We start from the raw sequence: 22,747 nt of genomic DNA, 5'->3' as shown, positions 1-22,747 counted from the left end.
AATATGGAAAGAGTAGAGGAACATATGAACGAATTAATTAACATCATTAACCAAATTATCGAACTGGATAAAGAGAATTCTTTAAAAAAGCATTTAGGGTTCGATATTAAAAAGAATGCACAAAACTTTAAATCCTTCATGGATAGTGGTTGGTGGTGTTGTTTTTTGTTAGGACATAGAAAGTTTGGAAAATATGATGTAGCATTAAGACTAACACCCAATGCTAATTGGAACAATTGGAATCTGGTTCGTGTCAATGCTAAAAATAGCGCATACACTATTTCTAATAACATATTCAGTTTACCCATTTTAAGGCAAAGAATGCTAGCCGAGCATGATAAGGTATTTGTTGAGTTTAAAGATCGATTTGAAAAATTTGAAAGTGAAGTAAAACCTACATATGAGATATTGGGAATATTGGACCAATTAGATTTTATGAGAGTTTATGTAAATGATTCTACTAATACCCCTAATGGAACCGATGGTGTGGATAGGTATCTAAAGTTTCTTTACAGATATGATAGTTCGGAGTCGCATAAGATTTTCAGAGAAAAGCTTTCTGAAATGATCAAATTAAAAGACCTAATGCCAAATAGTGTTACGGGTCAAGATTTTGGAGCATGGGATCAACTATTTAGAAATATAGTGGCTCGAAGAGGAGTTGATTATTCTAATGCTATTCCTCTGGATCAACTATCACCAATATTGTGGAATGCATTTGTATTACCACATGGTTTTGATACAGTCGGGCATCAATTATCACATTATCCAGATACGGGAACACCTCCTGAGATTTTGATTAAAGATATAGCACGATTGTTAACCGCAGATTATTACGAATTTTCAGCTAGTATCACTGAACATCCATTATACAGCGCAGCAAAAGCTATTAGTGAAAAAGGAGGCAGTTATGTTGGAGTAGAGCACGCCGAGGCAGCAGCAATATTGGATGATAAGTTAAAAGATCCTGTTGGGGCTTGGAATGCATTAGTAAGTGCTGCTTTTTGGGCAGGAATTAATAATGGAGGAGAAAAAATGCAAATTACTTTATGGGATCAGGCAATTTGGTTAAGTAAAAAAGAAGATTGGAAAGATGTTTATTCCGTTCTTTCGTACCAAAGAAAGATCTATGAAGAAATAAAATAAAATAGACATTAAGAAATTAGACAATAACAAAACACACATAAGGTTATGACAACGACATTAGAGGCAATAACCACCAATTTTAGAAGGTTTACTCAAAATCAGGTGCTCACCGAAGGGCATCTCAACCAAATTGTAGACTACTTTGATGATCAAATACGATTGTCCAGAACCTGCCTTAGTGGTGTTGGTATTGTCTGCGGTTTTCAGGTAAGCTGCGATGAATCTACTAGCGAAATTACCATTACGCAAGGAGTAGGTGTAACCACCGATGGAGATTTGATGCATCTTTTTGAAACCAAAGAAGATGGGACCTTATCCATTGATTTGGAATCGATCACTTATACAGGATATCAAACCTACGATAACTCCCAGGCGCAATACAGGCCATTTTTTTACAGAGGAGAAAATCAAATTACCTTGCGAGAATTGACCACAACAACTAGTGGAGAAGGAGTAAGACCTCTAAGTAACTTGACTACACTCAAGGATATGGTAGTGCTGTTGTATCGCGAAACCTATATAGAAGATGAGGATTTATGTACAACATTGGGTTGTGATAATCAGGGAGAAAGCAGAGTTGTAAATCATCGAGTGTTATTGGTAAGCAAAACTGATGCAGCTTACATCATTAGCCATGATCCCACCATACAAAAAACTAACTATGGCAAATTGTATTATGAGCTTCCAGAAGTGGTAATGAACAAAGTAGTAGGAACTCCTAATATTTTTGATACCTATGCAGACTTAAAACAAAGCTTTTTTGATGCGATAACCGAAGATAATACAGTTCAAAAATTAATTGATGGCTACACTACATTATTAACAGAATTGGATGCACCACAATTACTCGGAGCTATACAAGATAAACTCTCTGAGCTTTTTGTGTTTTCGGCTACTCAAATTCCAGATGATTTTCAGTATCGGTATGACGCATTAAAAGATCTGGTTGATACTTATAATGAAATTAAACAACTACTACTTGATATTGATGTATCTGATTGTTGTGCTGGGTACGAAGACTTTCCGAAACATTTGATGTTAGGAGAAGTAGAAAAATCAGGACCTTGTTACGAATGCAGACATGGATTTTACAAATCACCAATACTAGCTGGTCTTACCTCTACAACTTGTGATAGTTGTGCTCCAATAGAATTGGACTATGATATTGGTGATGCCGGTGATGATCCTATTTGTGAAGGGAGTGTAGATTCTGACGGGAACCGGAGTTATCACATTGTATTTGTGATGGACGAGTCAGGTTCTTTTAGCCGCGAACGTGAAAATGTAAGAAATGCTTTGAATGCTTACGTAGAATCGGTACGAGATACCAATACATTTATCTCGTTAATTCCAATGTCTTCCAATAGAAATGATAATTCGTTGTTTAGTATTTATAAAAGAGCAACAGATCCGGCCACAACTCAATGGATACAAACATATGCCACGCGTGGAGGAGATAATGATGATTGGAAATCAGGTTTGTTAAAAGTTCAGGAGTCGATCTTGAATGATCCTACCATTCCTAATCCGGATATTGTAATCACTATTAATGACGAGACTAGTTTTCTGGAACGACAGATTGATCCTATAAGTGCATTTAATGTGCTTTTAACTCCTGCTTCAGAAAACACCAAGCTATTCTTGTATATCTTGGATAACAATCCTGTAGGTCAGATCAATACCAATATCAGGAATATTATTCCTCCAACTTCGGTTCCTAGTGTAGATGGAGAAACTGATTTGGATACCTCAGATTATTTCTTGGCACAGAATTTTAGGGATTTGGAAGCTAAGATTAGAAACCTGAACGAAATTTTGATCAATTCTAACATCTTTTGTCCAGAAACTACAGAAGACGAAGTGGTGATTGACAGATTTAATCAGGAACTTGCCATATGCTATAGCAGCAGTAAAACAGAGCAACGACTGTTTACCCTTATCAAGAGATCTGCTCAGCAATTGACTAATTATAATGCAGATTATAATTTTATAAAGATTACCCCAACGATGGATTTGGGAGTGTTAAGCAAAAAGGCTATCCCATTTTACTATAATGTAGGAGAAAAATTGATTGAGTATTGGGATTTTGATAAGACGATTCGAGGTACACAAAAAACGAATTTGAGTTATCACGATAACTTATTGGCGATCAAGAAACCTTTAGAGTTTTGTATTGATCACGATTTCTATCGAGTTGAAGGACATTTAGGGAGAAATTATACCGAAGTGGTGCAACGAATCAATACGATTAAAAAGGCAAATAGCTTAGGGTTCAATGTAGTAGCATTACCCGTTGAAAATATAGACATTATAGGGCAAGACTTTAAATCCTTCTATCTCAATCGCAATTTTGGTTTAGAACATAAAGCAGGTGTGCCTCCCGGAGGAACACTAGTCCTATTTTATTTACAAAACAATCAATCGGATGGACAATTTTTGGTAAGTGAAACAGATGTAGCTTTTTCCGAAGAAGGGGAGTTTTTAGAAACAGCAGCGTTTGAAATTGATCCTACAACCGTAAATCCAATTGTTGCAGATTTTTGCTTGCCATACCTATGCTGTGATGAAAATGAAGTTGAGGTTAGTCTTCCGGATGAGGTGATTTGTTTTGACGACGATACACAACCTATTCCATTCGATGTGGTTCCTAGAAATGCTGTAGTAAGAGCTGATGTACCTGCTGGTCTTGATGGAGGTGTGATAAGAAATTCAGACGGCACTTATTCTTTTGATGCTCGTAGAGTAAGTCCAGAACTACATGGATTTAGTATAAGATTCATTGTAAATAATCAAAATGCCAATTTTGGGGTGAAGGTTTATGAAAAACCCGAACTTTCTACTACTAGTGCTATTGTGTATAGTAATAATGGAGCTACAGCAACTGTAACTTTCACAGTTACAGGTGCAGAAATCAATACGATAAATGAATTCAGATGGGATTTTGGAGATGGTTCTCCTATTTCGAATACCCAACCAAATGTGCTTGGACAGGTTGTAAAAGTATATAACCTTCCGGTTAATCAGGCAAACACGGTTTCACCGGTATTAACAGTTACTAGAGGTTTTTGTAATGTAAATGTACCGATAGAATCGATCACTTTTGACAGAGTACCATATTATTATGGGTATACAGGTGATGTAAGAAGACTCAATGCAGGAGATGATGATATTTTATCTATGTCTATAGGAGATTTATTATAATATTTTGGAACCGCTTAAAATTATATACAGCCTATCCACTTATCCTATCATCAATAACAGATGGAATATGGGAAATAAGCTTATGGATACCATCTATATGACTGCAGCAAGTATTTTACATAGTTGTCTTTGGTACGACCATGTTGAATTATATGTAGATCAAATAGGATATGATTTCTTAAGCGATTTACCATGTGATGTAACTTTGGTCGATTTTGATAAAAACGCAGAATTATGGATGAAACCCAAGTTGTATGCTATCCAAGATCAACACCAACCTTTTGTACATATCGATAATGATATCTTTTTGAAAAAAAATATTGTCTTTGAATTTGATCGGGTTTTGGTGGAGCGAAAAGACGTTGGTTTTCATAATTATAAGGAACTGGTTCTTTTTTTTGATGATTATAGTCAGCAGCTAAAGTTTTGGAATAACGAACTAAAATATGCCTGGGGATGTGGTGTCCTTGGATTTAATGATTTAGAGGTAAGAGATGATTTCGTGAAATGTTTTAATGAACTGGAGGATATTTTAACCACCCATAAAGAGGAATTCAAAGATTTTAAGAACAGTAGAGATCAAAATGGGTGGTACTTAGAACCTGGGTTATTATTGGAACAATATAACCTAGCTAGTTTGTTAGCTGTTCAAAGAATTGAGCCGTCCGTTTTAATCAAAGGAGAGTCTCATGATGAACAATCCTCTTACGCCAATGAATTAGGATATGCACATCTTTTTGGAGCATCGAAATATCATCCCAAAAATGTGAAGAAAATCAAAGAATTACTAAAGGAAAAATTCTTTGCAGAGTATAAAAAAATAGAAGAGAAAATGGCTTTTGCAGAACCGGCTCTTTTTTGAAAATGAATAAACTAAAACATGATATCTGTAATTGATGAATAAAATTGTATACAGTTTCTGGACAGCTCCGCTTACAAAAAGATGGAAAGAATATAGAGAGGGACTAGACCTCGAAGATATTATACAATCGTCTCTACGATGTTTGTACCTGTCTGTGTTGTATTCAAAAAAGTGGGGGTTCGAAGTGGAAATTGTTACAGACCTGGATAGTGCACCCTATTTTGAGAAACTTCCAATAGATAACCTCTCTACTGATCTTACGTTTTTAAGCTTTGAGGGAAGTTCCTGGATTGAGGGTAAAATGTTGGCCATCTCAAAACAAACCAAACCCTTTGTGCATGTGGATTGGGATGTGATGTTACGTAAAAAAGAAGTAGCCAAAATGATCAAAAATTGCCAATCAGATGTGATTGTGCAAAGTCTGGATGATATTTCTTTTGACGAAAATGCAATTAGCGGAAATGAAGTTCGATGGGATCAAATAGAGAATTTTAAGTGGATTGTGGACAATAGCCCATTTTATGTTGAAGAATTAAATAGGACTCATTATAAAGTATACAATACCGCAATCATAGGGTTTAATGATTTAGAGCTCAGGGATGCTTATATTAAGGATTTTCTGAAGTGTTTGCATATCAATAGAAGCTCAAATAAAATACGATTTTTCAATGCTGATATTTCCAAAATCATTGATCAATATCTGTTGTATTGTGTAGCCAAAGCTCAAAAAGCAACAGTAGAAACGCTACTATTAAAAAATGAACGGATTCAAATTGAAGCCAAAAGGATAGGGTACACTCACCTTACTTTTTTAAGCAAATACACCAAGCCCGTTCAACAACAGATCAAACATCTTATCACCAACGAATTTCCAGAATATGATCACTTGATAGGCAATAAGCGACTTTCTGATAATAAAATCAAGATTAGCTTATGTACGGTTGTAATGAATCGTTTTGATCACTTAATAACTACCTTGAAACACAATCTGGAAGTGGTGAAAAAATTTAAAGGTAAGGTAGATATTAATATCATTGATTATAATTCTACCGATGGACTTGAAGATTTTTTGTTTAACCAGAATTGGTTTATCGAGGGGGTAAGAGAAGGTCTTATTATTTATTACAAAAATTACACAGCCGAGTATTATCATAGATCCCTCCCCAAAAATGTAGTCCATTATCTGGCATTAGGAGAGTACCTTATCAATATTGATGCAGATAATTTTGTGAGCAGTAGTTATCTCAATTATAGCCTTTCACTTATTGAAAAAGAGAAAAGATTCTTTTTACGACCTTCTATTTTATGTACAGGAGGATCTTTTGGCAGAATTATGGTACATCGTGAAGACTTTAAGAAAATCGGGGGATATAATCTGAAGATAGAAACCTACGGCTACGAAGACACTGAGTTTACATTGAGATTAAGAAAAATGGGAGTGAGACAATTAGCCGCTCCAGGCCACTTATGTAGCGATGTCATAGAACATGATGATGCCTTACGTACGGTTAATGAACGGAAACATGCAGATACCGAAGCCGAAGAATACTCTCATGATGAATCGGATCATCAAAATAAAAAAATAAATTTCGAATTGTATCCTAATAAAGATAAGGTAATTAATATCGAATTATTCAAAGTAAACCATAACAAAACAAAAATAAAGGTTCATGACGCCAGTACAATTACTTTGGACTAAACCATTTGATCAAAATAATGATAAGTTTCAATCTTGTATTCACATGTTTTTGAGCGCTATGATGATCAAAAAGGTATATGGTGAAGTACATATAATGACCGATTATTATGGGCGAGAACTAGTTCGACAGCTAGAACTTCCTTATGATGTAATTTATAGTGAACTGGGGCAGATGAGTGAACTTTCTTGTTTTGTAGATGCCAAAATACTAGGGTATAAAATGTTGGCAGATTTGCTACCAGGATATTTGTATATGGATTATGATGTATTCATTACTAAGCCCATAAAGAACAAAGATATTATCGTACAATGCGACGAGGGACTAAACTCTCATCCATATTGTTTGTATCACTACTTTTTGGATAAAGGAGTGAAATTTCAGTATGAGTATGCCAATGAGGATTTAAGGTTTTTGAATATGGGATTGTTTAGATGTACTGATAGAAAAATAATCTACGATTATTACGAAGCTTATTTCTCGACCATTTATCAAAATCAACATTTACAGTTTGATGACTATCATACCGCCCAGCTTACGATGTTTTTGGAGCAGACTTATGTTTTCAAAACCATTCAGGAGCATGGTAAAACAGATCAGATTTATGAGTATTACCCCAGAAATAAACCTACGCACAATGATTATGTGTATTCGGTTAGTGATCATAAGTTAGATCATATTATCAAAAGCTATGTCGGGCGCTCTACACATCTTGAAGAGAGTTTTTATATAGCTCCTTCAGATATTAATCATATCGATAAAACCGGATATACGCATTTGATGCATTATAAAGGAATGAAGGAAGTATCTACGGATGTAATAGAATTTGCTTTCAAAAATTATCCAAAAGAGTTTGCCAATTTAATGCTTAATATGAAATACATCTGCTAGATGAGTATAGAAAAAAAACATATCATCAATAAAATGTATCTGGAGTTGAATACAACATCCCAGGAGCAGGCGTATGATATCAAAGATAATCTTGATGTGTTTTTGAAAGAAAAGATACTTCCCAAATTAGAATTGTATTTCAAGGATTTGGATCATTCATTTACTTCAGACAGCATACAAATTGAAAAATTGGATGTAGATCTAAAGTTTGATGGAGAATTATCATTTGATGAATTAGAGGAAACACTAATCAAAACCATAGAGAAAGAAGTAAAAAAGAAAATCAACCAGCGTACGATTCAAGAAGAATCAGGCTTTGTAAGTAAAGAAACAAGTAAGCTTAGATCATTCTTCTATTTTCTGGAAAAAGGGACAACCCCTTGGTGGGAACTTCAACATCATGAGACATTATTTAATGATTCTGAAATAGAAGAAGTAATAGGTGTTTCTGGTTTTGGGGATAGATTGGTTAATAGTATTCAATACTCCAATAACAGACGAAGACTGATCAAACAGTTTTCGGATAAAGTATTGATTCAGATACTGCAAAAGACTTTTGCTGATACCAAATATATCATTCCTTTTGATGAATTGTTGACTAAAGATATGCTGTCCTTTTTTAAAGAAGAAATTTCATCTAGAGAGGTGGTTTGGGAAGAGATTATCATTTTCCTGATTACAAAAGAAGTTAAAGTATTATACAAGCAATTAATCAACTTACAAGAGCAACAAAACCAAGAAGAAAAATCAGGATCATTTTGGATAGAAGACACTATCAAGAGATTGTTGGAAACAGAAGAACTGTTGGAAATAGATAACAATGACCAGAATATAAATACCTCAGGAAGTGTGCCTGAAATTGGTGTTGCTATTGTGAACACCGAAAAATTAAGTAATCAGAAAGAAGACGATCTTCAGGAATCTCTCCAAAATCAGGATAAGAAAAGAGATGCATCAGAATACCTTGTAGAGGAGGAGTTAACAGCTACAGAGAAAGAATTTGAGATACCATCGAATACAGATTTCCTTAGAAACAACGAGGTTCAAACTACTGAAGAAACATCATATTATATCGCCAATGCGGGATTAATTGTATTACATCCGTATTTAAAACACTTCTTTGAGCATTGCGAGCTTTTGGATAAAAACGATGAGCTCAAAAACAAAGAATTAGCAGCGCATTTACTGCATTTTCTAGCCACTAAAAGAGAGGGACAACAGGAGCACCAAATGATTTTTGAAAAATTCTTGTGTGGGATACCAATTTATGAACCGATTGCCAGAAACATTGAACTAACAACAGAACAAGTGGAACAATGTGGAGATTTGTTGCAAGCCACATTAGATAATTGGGGGGTGCTGAAAAATGCTTCGACAGATCTTTTACAGCATGAATTTTTGCAACGACCGGGTAAACTATTCTTAAACGGAGAGAACCCCAAAGTGATTATAGAAAGAAAAACTCAAGATATTCTTTTGGATCGTTTGCCATGGAATATAAGTGTGATAAAGTTACCCTGGAAAGACAAACTCATATTTGTCGATTGGTAACATTTTAATAGATAAAAACAATACAAAATAGACACAAATCATGATCACTAAGCTAGCAGAAATATCACCAGGCTTCAGAAGATTCTCTAAAAGTCAATTTTTGACAGAGAGTCATCTGAATCAAATTGTTGATCATTTTGACGATCAGATTCGGCTATCCAGAATCAATCTCAGTGGAGTAGGAATCGTCTGCGGGTTTGACATCACAGGAGCTTCCAATGCTGTTACTATCACTCAGGGACTTGGTATTACTACAGATGGTGACCTACTGCATTTGTACAAGGATAGTGGAGCAAACAAAATCATTGATTTCCCTAGGATTACCTATACGCATTACCGCAAATACGATAATACTAGAGCCAATTATACGCCGTTCTTTTATGAAGATGATGTGCAACTTGATTTATTCGAACTCCTTCCAGTAAAAGAAGATAGCGAAACCTTTCCAATCGCTCAACTAGCAATCAATGAAGGAGAGGATTTTAGCGATATGGTTTTGCTGATCTATCTTGAACATTTCGAAAGAAACATTAATCGGTGTAGCAGTCTAAGCTGTGATGGAGAGGGGATCGATGTAGTAGCGAACTACAAGATTTTGATGACCACCAAGGTTAACGCGCAATATATCAATAGCCTGGATGCTACCATAAGCAAGCCTAACTATAAAAATCTCTATTATCAATTACCAGAGGTAATGTTACCCAAAGTGATCCCGGTGATCGAAGACTTTCAAACGGTTTTCTCACTAACTGATTTACTAGTGTCTCCTTTTGAGAATACTCAACTAATTCAGGACTTGAAGACCGGTTTCGCTGCTATTTTTCAAGTGTTAAAAGCACCAAATCTTCAGTCCAAGTTCGAAGCTAAAGTAGTAGAGTTATTCGAATTCCCACCAGGATTAGTACCCAACGATCTACAATATCGGTACGATGTGCTAAAAGATGTGGTGGAAACTTATAATGAAATCAAAAAATTGCTACTAGAACTGACTCATAGTCAATGTGTGGCCAATCAGAATGATTTTCCTAAACATTTAATGCTGGGAGAGATTTTTAAGGATGGAGCGGCATGCTACGAATGTAGACACGGATTTTATAAATCGAAAGCTCATACTTCTAAAGCAGGAGATCGATGTGGTAATTGTGACGAAGATGTAAGTAATGAAGAAATAAGTGTTTGTTTTGATATTCATAAAACAGAACAACGACTTTTTAGCTTGGTTTTACGTGCTGTGCAGCAGCTTGAAAACTTTACCACAGATTACAGATTGATCAAGGTTACTCCATCCCTAACCAAAGGGTATTTGGGTAAAAGAGCTATACCTTTTTATAACAAGGTTGATAAAACACTATTAAAACTTTGGGATTATGACAAATCTGCCAGAGGTAGAGAAGGGGCAAATAGTAGTTACCACACCAACTTAATTGACAATAAAGTACCTCTAGATGTTTATCGTGATAAGAACTTTTTTAGAATAGAAGGTCATCAAGGGAAGAACTATAAAGAAGTTATAGAAAAGCTTGAAGATATTAAGCGTAAAAAGGCAGTTAGTTTCAATATTGTAGCCTTGGGAGTTTCAAGTATTGAAGTTCTGGAAGAAAATTACACCTCCTATTATGTCAATCGACGTCACGGTTTGGAGCATAGAGCGGGAGTGACACCAAGAGGAACGCTGGTATTGGTGTTTTTAGAAGATACACCAGTGATTGGAGACGGGGGAGAAGGAGATGCAGAGATAGAAGGAGTTTTCCAACCGGTAATAGCAGATTTTATGGTTCCATACCTATGCTGTGATGAGAGTGTATTAATGTTAGAATTACCTATGGAAACCCTATGTTTTGGAAATGATACCGAACCGATCCCTTTCAAAGTAACTCCAAGAGATGGTTTTGTTACTGCTCAGGTACCTAGAGATTTAAATGCTGGGATCGTAAGAGATGAAATGGGAGAATCCTTCTTTGACCCTAAGTTAGTAAGTCCTGAACTTATTGGGGTGCCCATTCGGTTTGAAGTAAATAATCAAGATACCGATGCCGTAATTACAATCCATAGAAAACCAGAACCAGTAGTGACCACAACCGTAGTGTACGATAACCCATTCAATACAGAAGTGACAGTTACTTATAATGTATCAGGGCCTCATATCGATGAAATTGTAAGGTATGAGTGGGATTTTGGAGATGGAACAATAACAGAAGTTTCTCCAGATGCGTCAGGGAATGTTGTCCGACAATACGATAATCTCCCAGAAACAGCTCCTAATACCATTACACCTAGCCTAAAGGTAAATACGGAGTTTTGTGAAAACACTATAATCATTGATCCTATTACTTTTGAAGATCCAATAGTGATCGAATTAGAGTTGGATAGAAATGAGCTATGTGTAAACCCAGCAGACTGCGATATTCCTGTGCATATTGCATTATTGATTGATGAGTCAGGATCTATAAACGGGAGTGAAGTTACTGAGATTAAAAATGGGCTAACGGTCTTTGTAAATGATCAGGAAGACTCAGGCAATCTTATTACATTATGTAATATGAATGTTGACGATAATACATTGCCCACGCGAATTATCACGCAAACCGCAATAACCGCACAGACCAAAACCCAATTTACCAATTGGATTACTAATTATAAAACTGATGGTAATAATCTAGCTCAAGCAGATTATTGGTCAAGCGCTCTGGGGTATTTAACAGGGCAGATTTCTTCATCTACCCCAATTTCAGTTCCTTTGGATATCGTCATTATTATCACGGATGGATTGCAAACTAGAAATTTTGATGAATTAAGAAGTCGAATAAGCATACTAAGTGGTCAAACACATATTTTCTATTATGCGCTTAGCAATGGTGTTTATGCCAACGGAAGCCCAAGCAGTGGAGATCTAATTGCTGCACTACCAAATTTACTGGGCAGACCACCTATACTAAGTAATCCTGATTTCTCGGATATTGATAGTGCAGATTATTCTTCGTTCACAGACTTTACGCAACTGGGGCAGTTTTTGAGCAATCTGAAAAATATATTAGATAATACTATTGGTTGTATCGAGCGAATCAATATTACGCAGCTTCAACCTGCTACAGGTACGGTAACCACTTTAGGGGCTACATCTATCAATGGATTATTGATCCAAGATCGAATAATTACAGTCAATCCTAAAGAATTCGATGCTTACGGACAAGTGATACGATTAGCTGTTGATGGATTTGATTCAGGAACAACCTTATTGGTAGGAAGAACTCCAGAATTTACGATTACTGTAGATCCGGATGATATTCAATATAATGAAGATAATTCCAAAGCAATAGTTACTTTTAATGTAACTGGCGATTATATACCAGAACCATTTGTGCTCAATTGGGATTTTGGAGATGGAAGTCCAATTTTCGAAGGCTCGACCTTAACACAAGAGTATGAATACGAAGATCTTTCAGCATTAGAAGGAAGATCTGTCATTGTAACATTAACTATCGCAGATCCTTCCTGTGGCCCAGCATCTCAAGAAGTACAGATCGATTTTGAGCAACCTTTAGAAGAGGTGTCTTTAACTGTTGGCCCTAGAATTTGTTTGGATTCTAGTGGAGAAACCGTTAACGAACTACCAGTGCCATTTGTGGTTACGCCGGCAGATGGAAAAGTAGCGGTGGTACGACGAGCAAATGGATTACGAGTAGGAACCAATCAATTGATATTGGTTGCAGGAACATTTAGAAGATATAACGAGCCTATAGAGTTTACTGTTAATGATCAGCCAGTATCGGCAACGCTTACGGTATTGAACAAACCGGTGTATCAAGCTAAATTTAGTCGTCTCAATAGACCACCACTAGGAGGAGAAGGAGATGTGATCATTACCGAAGGACCAATCATTGATGGTCCGCAACCCAATGCTTTCCCAATAGCATTTACATTTGTTGCAGAAAATATAAGCGATACAGATGATACGGATTTCAAATTTATTTGGGACTTTGGAGATGGCAGTTCTTTTGAAGGAAAGGAAATAGCGCACCGTTATCGAGTACGAGATGTACGTATCAAGGTTACAGTAACGTTAACTATAGAAGGTAGTTTTTGTGAAATAGATCCAATACAATTAGAAATAGATCAAGTATTTTTAGGTTAGGATTTCAAATTATTAGATAGATGAGAACCATACGTTATAGATCCCAGGGAGAAGATGTCCACCATTTGGAACAAATCCTAACTAAGTTAGGATATACCGTGTTTGTTTCCAATTTTTTTGGAAAAGATACAGACCAGGCTGTAAAAGCTTTTCAATTAAAAAATAACTTAGTAGTTGATGGGATTGTTGGTTTAAAAACATGGTCCAAACTTATTGAAGCAGAAAAGAATTTAGTAGCTTTTAATGATAAGTTTTTGTCTGAAAAAGATGTAAAGGATTTTGCCAATGATTTTGGTCTCGAATTGGCCATGGTAAAAGCTGTTAATGAAATAGAAAGTAGTGGTAAAGGCTTTTTGTTGCATGGGAGACCAAGAATTTTGTTTGAAGGCCATATTTTTTGGAGAGAATTAGAAAAAAGAGGAGTTAATCCTTCTTCATATGTTTCTGAAAGAACCAAGAACGTGTTGTATAAAAAATGGACAAAAACTCACTATAAAGGAGGAGCGGGAGAGTACGATCGTTTGGAAAAAGCAGCTGGATTATCAGATAAAGCAGCTTTTCATGAAGCAGCGTACGTAGCAGCTTCCTGGGGTTCGTTTCAGATCATGGGTTTTCATTATGAACATCTCGGGTATGCTTCAATCGATCATTTTGTTTCAGAAATGTACGAGCATGAACGAGAGCATTTGAAAGCGTTCGGGAAGTTCATTTCAAAAACTACTTTCAAAGGAAAAAAACTGATCGATTGGGTAAAAGAGAAAAACTGGGCCAAATTTGCCGAAGGGTATAATGGACCAGGGTACAAAAAGAATAAATACGATATCAAATTAAAGAATGCCTATGTCAAATATAGTAATGCCTGATACTCGCTATTCGTCAGAAGTGCAATCGTTATTTCTATATTTAGAAGAATATATACGGTATCGCTTACATATTGAATTCAAAAAAGAGGTAATACCAGCACCCCAATTTCAACTGATAGGAGATCAATCTCCTTTGTCAATTTTTATTAGGGATAATCAGTTGTCCGAAGTTGAGGTGATACTGTTGTTGTTGGCTCTTACACCTCATTTTACACCCTCCTTATTAAATACAATTATCTCTTCGTATTTTCCTAACGGAAATGAGTTTGTGGATTTTGGCGGAGTAAAAGGAAAATTTCATCGTGGGATCATCCCAACAGGTGAAACAGCCTTATATATATTAGCTGGTAATTACCTAGAGGAAAGAGCAGCATTAATTGATTATCTGGGAACAGGTTCTATGTTGTTCAGAGAGCAGATTTTATATATTGGTGATGTTCCCAAAGGAGAACCAAAGATGAGTGGTAAATTACTGATCGATGAAGAATTTTCTTCATTTTTAACCACAGGTAGGGTACAACGCCCTAAGTTGAGTCAAAATTTTCCGGCCAGGTTGATCAATACCGAACTGGAATGGGGTGATCTTGTGCTTCAGGAAAAAACAATGCGACAGATTCAGGAAATTGAAATTTGGTTAAAACATAATGATGTGTTGATGAACGATTGGAAGATGGGTGGTAAAATAAAACCAGGATATCGTGTATTGTTTTATGGATCACCAGGTACCGGAAAAACTCTAACGGCAAGTTTATTAGGGAAATACACCAAGAGAGATGTTTATCGTATTGATTTATCAATGGTGATTTCAAAATATATTGGTGAAACCGAAAAAAACTTATCTTCATTATTTGATAAAGCGGCAAATAAAGACTGGATTCTTTTCTTTGATGAAGCAGATTCGATATTTGGAAAAAGAACTAATGTAAGAGATGCTCATGATAAATATGCCAATCAGGAAGTCTCTTATCTTCTACAACGCATTGAAGCACATCCGGGCTTAGTGATTTTAGCATCCAATTTCAAAACCAATATTGATTCGGCCTTTACCCGAAGGTTTCAGACCATGATCGAATTTCAAGTGCCTGGACCAGAGGAAAGACTCCAACTTTGGCAAAGAATACTGCCAGAAGAGATTGGCTTAGAGAACACCATTTCTCTAGAAGAAATATCCCGTAAATATGCCATTACCGGAGCTAATATTGTAAATGTAGTGCAATACGCATGCCTGAAAACCATTGCCTCAGGTAAGAAAGAACTTCAACTCAATTACCTGTTGGAAGGATTGAAAAAAGAATACAATAAAGAAGGGAAAACGATAAAAATCAACATTTAAATCTTAAAGGCGGTATACTTACTTTTTGAACAATAAATTGTTTTGCCGATATTGTTTAGAACAAGTATTGTGTTAGAATACGTTGATCTTTCATAATTTTACCTCATGATAGATAATTTTGAAAATGAGTTTTTTGGAATAGGAATTCAAAACGGAAAAACTCCAGAAAACTTAGGGGTACTATGGAGATCTGCTCAAAACATGGGAGCTAGTTTTATTTTTACCATAGGGAATAGATATGCTAAGCAAGCCAGTGATACCCACAATGCGGTAAAAGCGATGCCTTATTTTCATTATGATACTTTCGAGGATTTTTATAAGCACCTTCCCAAAGGAGCGATGTTGGTGGGCGTAGAATTAACAGAGGGAGCTGTACCTTTGGAGACCTTTAACCACCCTAAAAGATGTGTATATTTGTTAGGAGCAGAAGATCATGGGTTATCCAAAAAAGCCATCGAAAAGTCTCAGTTTCTAATAAAATTTAAATCAGAATTAAGTATTAACGTTGCTGTTGCAGGAAGTATCATTATGTATGATCGGGGGGTCGATAAACCGCGATTTATACGTGCTGCAAAATGATTTGGAAATGTTGTAATGTAATTCACATGGTCATAAGTAATAACTAAAGAATGGAGAAGTACGAAAGTATACTGAATAATATTGCGCGTTATGTAGAGTTGTCGGATCAGGAAAAAGAACGGTTCGTTTCTATTATAAGAACCTCACGGTTAAAGAAAAGACAGTTTATTATTCAACCCGGTTATGTTTGCGAGTACCGTAGTTACATTGTAAAAGGTGCAGTTCGAGTATTCTATTTGGATGATCATGGAAAAGAACATACGGTGAGTATTGGTATCGAAGATTATTTTTTTGCAGACTTCTCTAGCCTGATCAATCAAGAGCCTGCCACGCATTTTGCAGAAGCTCTTGAAGACTCCATTATTTTTCAAATGAAATATACCGATGTCGAAAAACTGTGTTCAGAAATTCATGGGTTGAGCCAGTATTTTCGTTTGATCACAGAAAAGGCATTTGCCAATTCTAGAAAGAGGATTGTTGCCAATATCGGTAAGACTTCAGAAGAACGTTATCTCGAATATGCAAAGAGATACCCACAAATTGTAAATCGTGTACCACAATATGTAATCGCCTCTTATTTGGGGATTTCAGCCGAGTTTTTAAGCAAAATACGTTCACGTCCTTCCAATAAATCTTGAACTAGTTCAAGATGATTTCCTGTCCTATCTTATTTTTATTGACCCTATTTGATAAGAAATTTGTGATGTAAATATTTTTTTAAACATTATAAAATTAAATAGTCATGAAAAAACAAATAATAAGAATGGTTTCAGTTGTATTAATTTTAGTTGCAACCACAATTCAAGCTCAAGATGCAAGAGAACTAATCACCAAAGTAGTAGACGCTAATGGTGGAATGAATGCACTTCATAAATTGAAAGATGTTTCCTTTGATTACACTTTTAAAGTAACAGGGAATAATATTGTCGATGTTTCTAAAGAACGGTATATTTTTAACGGAGAGGTTTCCTACGGTAAATATTCAGAAAGACAAGTATATGCCATTCCACAAATGAAAGGTGTTCATACCCAATTCTTTGACGGCACCAAGACCGTTTCCAAATTAGATAACAACGTTATTACAGAGAAACAACCTGCGTACATTGGTCATGCACTTAGGAAAACCAACTACTATTGGTTTGCTATGATGTTCAAATTATTGGACCCTGGAGTAAATCATAAACTATTACCTAATAGAAAAGTGAATGAGATATCTTATAAGGTTGTCGAAATGACTTTTGGAGATAATATAGGGGAGACCAGTGATAAGTATATCTTGTATATCAATCCTGAAACTCATAGAATAGATCAGTTTTTATACACGGCTAAAGGTTTTGGAGTAACCGAACCAAGCCTGATGAAAGTTACCTATGAAAAAATAGATGGAATCTATGTATCTACCTACCGGAAATATGCACCGGCAGATTGGGATGGTAATGTGGTAAAAGAAGCCTGGACCGAACAGTATACCAAAAACGTAAAATTTAACAATGGCTTCAATCTAGAGAATATTCAGGATTAATTGAGAATTCACAAACTTCAGCACTGTGTGAACGATTTGTTTTACGCAGTGTTGAAGTTTTTGAAGTGAAAGGAATTTCAATATTATGACTTTTAAAGAATCTTAACTTGAATTAAAAACTAATTAATGATTCGTTTTTTGTCACTACATTTATAGGAATTCTATAGATATGTTTAAAATTCTTGAAGGCCTGGTGGCAAAGTTGAGTACTTGGGTTGAATGGCCTTTATTAATACTACTAGTTGGAGGAGGGTTATTTTTCCTGATCTATTCCCGGTTTACACCTTTCCTTTATTTTAAGCATGCCATCGATATTCTTCGAGGACGATATGATGATCAAAATACGCCAGGACAGCTGAGTCACTTTCAAGCCTTATCCTCAGCCATTGCTGCAACGGTAGGAATGGGAAATATTGGAGGTGTAGCGGTTGCTATTGCAATTGGTGGCCCCGGAGCTGTTTTCTGGATGTGGGTCAGTGCTTTGATAGGGATGGCTACCAAATTTTATACATGTTCTCTCGCTGTAATGTATCGATTCAGGGATGAAAAGGGGAACGTACTTAGCGGACCCATGTATGTAATTATAGAAGGATTGGGAGCAAGCTGGAAACCTTTGGCTGTTTTGTTCGCATTAGCTGGTCTTATAGGTACCTTACCTGCGTTTACAGCAAATCAGCTTACGCAAACATTAATTGATGTATGGGATTGGGAAGAAGAATACAAATGGCATATTGGATTTGTATTGGCAGGACTGGCATCTGTAGTCATTCTAGGAGGTATACAGCGTATAGGGGTTGTAGCCAGTAGATTAGTGCCATTTATGGTAGGGCTATATTTTATTACCGTCATCACTATTTTGGTCATGCAAATTGATGTAGTGCCTGATATGTTTATATTGATTCTTACGGATGCATTTTCAGGAAGAGCAGCTGCAGGAGGAGCTTTAGGATTTCTTATCACTACGGGAATAAAAAGAGGCGCATTTTCTAATGAGGCAGGGATAGGAACCGCACCAATGATGCATGGTACCGCAAAAACCAACGAGCCTATCCGAGAAGGCTTGGTGGCTATGATCGGACCTGCAATTGATACGTTATTGGTTTGTACCTTGACTGCATTAGCCATACTCTCTACAGGAGTTTGGCAGCATAGTGATAAGAACGGGATATCCTTAACTTTATCTGCTTTTAACGAGGTGCTACCCTACGGGATAGGAGATGGTGTCGTTGTAATCATGGTACTCGTTTTTGCGCTCTCAACCTTGTTTTCCTACTCCTATTATGGTACTAACTGTTTAGGTTTTTTGACAAAGCCTAAATACGGAAAATTCTATAACTATATTTACCTAGGTTCTATAGTCATTGCTGCTGTAGTCAAAATTGATTTTGCGATCAACTTAATAGACAGTGCTTTTGCACTTATGGCAATTCCTACTGTACTATCTGGCTTAATTTTGGCTCCCAAAGTGAATAAGTCGGCGAAAATGTATTTTGGAAAATTAAAGAAGTAACAGTATTTATTCAATGACTATAAACTCGCTTCTTCTGTTTTGCTGATGTTCTTCTTCGGTACAAGGTACATCGTCAGTGCAGTCGTTGATGAGTCTTCGCTCTCCATAGGCTTTTCCTCTCACTCTTCTCCAATTGATTAAACCATTAGTTATGATGTATTTTGTGGTAGCGCGCATGCGTTTTACACTTAGTTTTTTGTTGTACCAGTAACTTGACCTGCTATCTGTGTGAGAGCGAACTTCAATTTTTAACTCTGGATACTTCTGCAAGGCAGAAATTACTTTTTGAAGTTCCACTTCGGCCTGTGAGGTTATGGTGGCATCGTCTAATCCAAAGTAAATAGATTCTAACTGCAGTATTTTCCCCAGATCATCTCCTACATTTACCGCTACCGACGTGAGCAGTAATTCAGGTTGCTGTTCTGGAGTAAGAGGAACAGGAACATCGTGCAAAAACTCATAAGTATCGTCGGAAGTGACAGGAATATCTTTAGGAATAAAAAAGTCCTTGGCTACATGCACGGTATATTGTTTTTCGCATTCGATATCAAAGGTGTATTGCCCCACACTATTTGTGGTGGTTTCAGTAATTGTATTTCCCGTTGCGTCAAGCAAAGCAAGGGTAACCCCAGGCATACTTTCGTTGGTTGCAGTATTACTCACAATACCTTGTATGTATTGCTTGCAAGTGGTAATAAGTTCTTCGGTTTGTTTAAAACTATAAATATCATCATTACCTTTTCCTCCTCTTCGATTGCTTGCAAAATATCCGATTTTTGTTTCTTCATTGAGTACAAAAGTAAAATCGTCTTTAGAACTGTTTACTGGTCTTCCCACGTTAAAAGCTCCAGAAAAACCAGATTCTGATGGTACTGCTACAAAAATGTCTAATCCTCCCAGGCCGACATGGCCATCGCTGGCAAAATACAGTCTTCCACTGTCACTGATATAAGGAAAAGTTTCTCGTCCTTCGGTATTAATTTTTGGGCCAAGATTTTTTGGGTTTCCGTATTTCTGATTCCCCAAAATATCCACTACATAAAGATCTGATTGCCCCAAAGTGCCTGGCATGTCACTGGCAAAATATAACTTTTTGCCATCGGGACTTATTGCGGGGTGAGAGACCGAATAATTATCACTAGAAAACGGAAGCTCAACGATGTTTGTCCATTTCCCATCAATTAAAGAAGCTCTGTATATTTTGAGCAGTACCACTCCTTTTCTACTTTTTCCTAATTTATTATTGGTAAAGTTGTTTCTGGAGAAATAAACAGTTTTCCCGTCTTTGCTAAACGAAGAAGAAGATTCATGAAATTTTGTGTTGATTTTGCCTTTTAGTTTCTCTGGTTTTTGCAAGTTTATCTGATCTTCTTGTATCGTTGCCGAGTATAAATCCAGGAAAGGTGTTTTGGTCCAGGCATGGATTTTAGAATCTTTGGTTTCCTTACTTCTGGAGGAGGCAAAAACAACTTGATTGTTATGATTGAAACTAGGTGCGTATTCAGAGTTTCGTGTATTGATATTTAGTGTGAAGAGATCATATTTTCCAGATTGCATTTCTATGAAATCCAAATAATTTCTTTTGTTGATAAAGGATTTTGCTCTTTTATCTCCTCCTGTAAGTTGATAAAACTGATCCATCATTTGGTCGGCTTCGGCATAACGTTCTACACTTTTTAAACTTTGTGCATATCGAAAAAGGTATTCGGGATCAATGTCTTCGGGGTAGGTGTTGATTAATTTTTCATACCATTCTAGAGACTCTTCAAGGTCTGCTGTAAAATAGAATGAGTCGGCCAATTTTTGATATAACAATTGAGATGCATATCCTTTTTGTGCAACATCCAGATATATAGCTCGGGCATCGATATAAGCAAATGCATCAAAGCGTTCGTCAGCCTTTGCGATTAATTTATCATCGCCCTGCGCATAAAATAGTAACGGAAGTAGAAAGAGAGCCCCTATCGTTACAAGTTTTTTGCTTGTAAAAATCGATAAGGTTTGTATTACGCAATTTTTCAAAGTATCCCAGTATTTTGTTTCTAAAACTAGTTTTCACGGGGTTTTTGAAAACATACTGATATTAAAATTATAAAAAAATGAAGTAAAAATTAACATATTAATAATTACTTGCTAACGATTTTCAGAATAAAAATGTTAACAAATGCCAGTTGCTTAACATTGTAAGAGTAGAATTATACTATTGATAAATATTCATATACCTTTGTCAAAAATTAATTTTAGCATGGCGCATAAGGCGGGGTTTGTAAATATTATTGGTAATCCTAATGTGGGTAAATCTACATTGATGAATGCTTTTGTAGGAGAAAAGTTATCGATCATAACTTCTAAGGCACAGACTACAAGACATAGGATTTTGGGAATAGTAAACGGAGATGATTTTCAGGCTATTTTGTCAGATACTCCTGGTATTATCAAACCAGCCTACGAATTGCAGGAATCCATGATGGATTTTGTGAAATCGGCCTTCGAGGATGCGGATGTGTTGATCTATATGGTTGAAATTGGAGAAAAAGCACTTAAAGATGAAGCTTTTTTTAAGAAAATAACTCATGCAAAGATTCCGGTCTTATTGCTGATCAATAAAATCGATCGATCCGATCAGGAAAAACTAGAAGAGCAGGTTGAATTTTGGTCACAAAAAGTTCCTAATGCAGAAATATATCCCATATCCGCCTTAGAAAACTTTAATGTTAAAGAAGTGTTTGATCGATTGGTAGCTTTATTACCAGAATCTCCTCCTTTTTACCCCAAAGATCAGTTGACAGACAAACCTGAGCGTTTCTTTGTGAATGAAACCATACGAGAGAAAATTCTCCTACATTACAAAAAGGAAATTCCGTATGCCGTAGAGGTAGAAACAGAAGAGTTTTTTGAGGATGATGATATCATCAGAATCCGATCTGTAATCATGGTAGAAAGAGATTCCCAGAAAGGAATTATTATTGGTCATAAAGGTAGTGCACTAAAAAGAGTTGGGGTAGAATCCAGAAAAGAATTAGAAAAGTTTTTTGGTAAGAAAATTCATATTGAATTGTATGTAAAAATCAATAAAAATTGGCGTAGTAACCAAAATCAACTAAAACGTTTTGGGTATAATAGGTGATTGTAATCTGTTGGTTTTTATAGAATTGAATAAAAATCTGTAGGTTAAATACTACTTAAAAATGCTTTAATTTGCTTTTAAAAGTAGAAAAAAGTGTTTTTAACGTTTTTTGGTTGTGATAGTGTTGACATTCAATCGGTAATGCATAAATTAGCTGTCCAAATTTACACTAAAGCCCCAAAATATGAAACGTGAACACTTCTTCAATAGGACCTGTCAGCTAATTAAACAATTATTCTTTTTGTAGCAATAAAAATAACCCTTGCCTAAAGCCTGGGATGATTGTATTGTGGTCTTAGCGAACTTCTTTTCAGAATAACAAACCCAAAAATA

At 36.0% G+C, this 22,747-nt stretch carries 15 protein-coding genes; 14 read left to right on the top strand and 1 reads right to left on the bottom strand.

The genetic code is table 11. The features are described 5' to 3' along the window. Positions 1–3: 3 nt before the first annotated feature. From ACXAGJ_RS17955 to ACXAGJ_RS17895, 13 genes are all read left to right on the top strand, one after another. Positions 4–1,146 (top strand): hypothetical protein, encoded by a 1,143-nt coding sequence (locus tag ACXAGJ_RS17955; protein WP_474841640.1) that lies wholly within the window; start codon positions 4–6, stop codon positions 1,144–1,146. A gap of 45 nt (positions 1,147–1,191) precedes the next feature. After that, the gene (locus ACXAGJ_RS17950; protein ID WP_474841638.1) at positions 1,192–4,347 is read left to right on the top strand and encodes a vWA domain-containing protein; all 3,156 of its coding nucleotides are present in this window, start codon (positions 1,192–1,194) and stop codon (positions 4,345–4,347) included. Positions 4,348–4,414: 67 nt separating this feature from the next. Beyond that, positions 4,415–5,209, top strand: coding sequence for a DUF6734 family protein (locus ACXAGJ_RS17945; RefSeq protein ID WP_474841636.1), 795 nt, complete (start codon positions 4,415–4,417; stop codon positions 5,207–5,209). Positions 5,210–5,243: 34 nt separating this feature from the next. Further along, positions 5,244–6,908: a DUF6734 family protein gene (locus tag ACXAGJ_RS17940; RefSeq protein WP_474841634.1), complete on the top strand. Its 1,665-nt coding sequence runs from the start codon at positions 5,244–5,246 to the stop codon at positions 6,906–6,908. Next, positions 6,880–7,797, top strand: coding sequence for a DUF6734 family protein (locus ACXAGJ_RS17935; protein ID WP_474841632.1), 918 nt, complete (start codon positions 6,880–6,882; stop codon positions 7,795–7,797). The genes ACXAGJ_RS17940 and ACXAGJ_RS17935 overlap by 29 nt, the downstream gene beginning before the upstream one ends. Continuing rightward, positions 7,798–9,348 carry a contractile injection system tape measure protein gene (locus ACXAGJ_RS17930; RefSeq protein ID WP_474841630.1) on the top strand — a complete coding sequence of 517 codons (1,551 nt, stop codon included), beginning with the start codon at positions 7,798–7,800 and terminating at the stop codon, positions 9,346–9,348. Between the two features lie 40 nt (positions 9,349–9,388). Beyond that, positions 9,389–13,480: a hypothetical protein gene (locus ACXAGJ_RS17925; protein ID WP_474841628.1), complete on the top strand. Its 4,092-nt coding sequence runs from the start codon at positions 9,389–9,391 to the stop codon at positions 13,478–13,480. A gap of 20 nt (positions 13,481–13,500) precedes the next feature. After that, on the top strand, positions 13,501–14,343 hold the full coding sequence (locus ACXAGJ_RS17920) for an N-acetylmuramidase domain-containing protein (RefSeq protein WP_474841626.1): 843 nt from the start codon (positions 13,501–13,503) through the stop codon (positions 14,341–14,343). Next, on the top strand, positions 14,321–15,676 hold the full coding sequence (locus ACXAGJ_RS17915) for an ATP-binding protein (protein ID WP_474841624.1): 1,356 nt from the start codon (positions 14,321–14,323) through the stop codon (positions 15,674–15,676). Before ACXAGJ_RS17920 ends, ACXAGJ_RS17915 begins: the two co-directional genes overlap by 23 nt. Positions 15,677–15,781: 105 nt before the next feature. Continuing rightward, entirely contained in the window at positions 15,782–16,255 is a 474-nt protein-coding gene (locus ACXAGJ_RS17910) for an RNA methyltransferase (RefSeq protein ID WP_474841622.1), read from the top strand. Positions 16,256–16,305: 50 nt separating this feature from the next. Beyond that, positions 16,306–16,893 carry a Crp/Fnr family transcriptional regulator gene (locus ACXAGJ_RS17905; RefSeq protein WP_474841621.1) on the top strand — a complete coding sequence of 196 codons (588 nt, stop codon included), beginning with the start codon at positions 16,306–16,308 and terminating at the stop codon, positions 16,891–16,893. A 104-nt stretch (positions 16,894–16,997) separates the two neighbouring features. Next, positions 16,998–17,777 carry a hypothetical protein gene (locus ACXAGJ_RS17900; RefSeq protein ID WP_474841619.1) on the top strand — a complete coding sequence of 260 codons (780 nt, stop codon included), beginning with the start codon at positions 16,998–17,000 and terminating at the stop codon, positions 17,775–17,777. Between the two features lie 169 nt (positions 17,778–17,946). Next, entirely contained in the window at positions 17,947–19,287 is a 1,341-nt protein-coding gene (locus ACXAGJ_RS17895) for an alanine/glycine:cation symporter family protein (protein WP_474841618.1), read from the top strand. A gap of 6 nt (positions 19,288–19,293) precedes the next feature. Here the strand turns inward: ACXAGJ_RS17895 and ACXAGJ_RS17890 are convergent, their stop codons facing one another. Further along, positions 19,294–21,309: an OmpA family protein gene (locus ACXAGJ_RS17890; protein WP_474841616.1), complete on the bottom strand. Its 2,016-nt coding sequence runs from the start codon at positions 21,307–21,309 to the stop codon at positions 19,294–19,296. A gap of 223 nt (positions 21,310–21,532) precedes the next feature. Between ACXAGJ_RS17890 and era the strand changes: the two genes are divergently transcribed. Continuing rightward, complete coding sequence (gene era / locus ACXAGJ_RS17885; RefSeq protein WP_474841614.1) at positions 21,533–22,414, top strand: GTPase Era; 882 nt, start codon at positions 21,533–21,535, stop codon at positions 22,412–22,414. The last annotated feature ends 333 nt before the right edge of the window (positions 22,415–22,747 follow it).

The sequence above is a fragment of the Aquimarina sp. AWH4_224 genome, assembly GCF_056160245.1.
The sequence above is the reverse complement of the archived record's forward strand: the minus strand, read 5'-3'. Positions and strand labels throughout refer to the sequence as shown.

Bases quoted from the DNA above. Each gene is read 5' to 3' on its own strand.
- ACXAGJ_RS17930 (WP_474841630.1), top strand. From the start codon at position 7,798: ATGAGTATAGAAAAAAAACATATCATCAATAAAATGTATCTGGAGTTG.
- ACXAGJ_RS17910 (WP_474841622.1), top strand. From the start codon at position 15,782: ATGATAGATAATTTTGAAAATGAGTTTTTTGGAATAGGAATTCAAAAC.
- ACXAGJ_RS17920 (WP_474841626.1), top strand. From the start codon at position 13,501: ATGAGAACCATACGTTATAGATCCCAGGGAGAAGATGTCCACCATTTG.
- ACXAGJ_RS17895 (WP_474841618.1), top strand. From the start codon at position 17,947: ATGTTTAAAATTCTTGAAGGCCTGGTGGCAAAGTTGAGTACTTGGGTT.
- ACXAGJ_RS17925 (WP_474841628.1), top strand. From the start codon at position 9,389: ATGATCACTAAGCTAGCAGAAATATCACCAGGCTTCAGAAGATTCTCT.
- ACXAGJ_RS17905 (WP_474841621.1), top strand. From the start codon at position 16,306: ATGGAGAAGTACGAAAGTATACTGAATAATATTGCGCGTTATGTAGAG.
- ACXAGJ_RS17940 (WP_474841634.1), top strand. From the start codon at position 5,244: ATGAATAAAATTGTATACAGTTTCTGGACAGCTCCGCTTACAAAAAGA.
- ACXAGJ_RS17945 (WP_474841636.1), top strand. From the start codon at position 4,415: ATGGGAAATAAGCTTATGGATACCATCTATATGACTGCAGCAAGTATT.
- ACXAGJ_RS17900 (WP_474841619.1), top strand. From the start codon at position 16,998: ATGAAAAAACAAATAATAAGAATGGTTTCAGTTGTATTAATTTTAGTT.
- ACXAGJ_RS17935 (WP_474841632.1), top strand. From the start codon at position 6,880: ATGACGCCAGTACAATTACTTTGGACTAAACCATTTGATCAAAATAAT.
- era (WP_474841614.1), top strand. From the start codon at position 21,533: ATGGCGCATAAGGCGGGGTTTGTAAATATTATTGGTAATCCTAATGTG.
- ACXAGJ_RS17955 (WP_474841640.1), top strand. From the start codon at position 4: ATGGAAAGAGTAGAGGAACATATGAACGAATTAATTAACATCATTAAC.
- ACXAGJ_RS17915 (WP_474841624.1), top strand. From the start codon at position 14,321: ATGTCAAATATAGTAATGCCTGATACTCGCTATTCGTCAGAAGTGCAA.
- ACXAGJ_RS17950 (WP_474841638.1), top strand. From the start codon at position 1,192: ATGACAACGACATTAGAGGCAATAACCACCAATTTTAGAAGGTTTACT.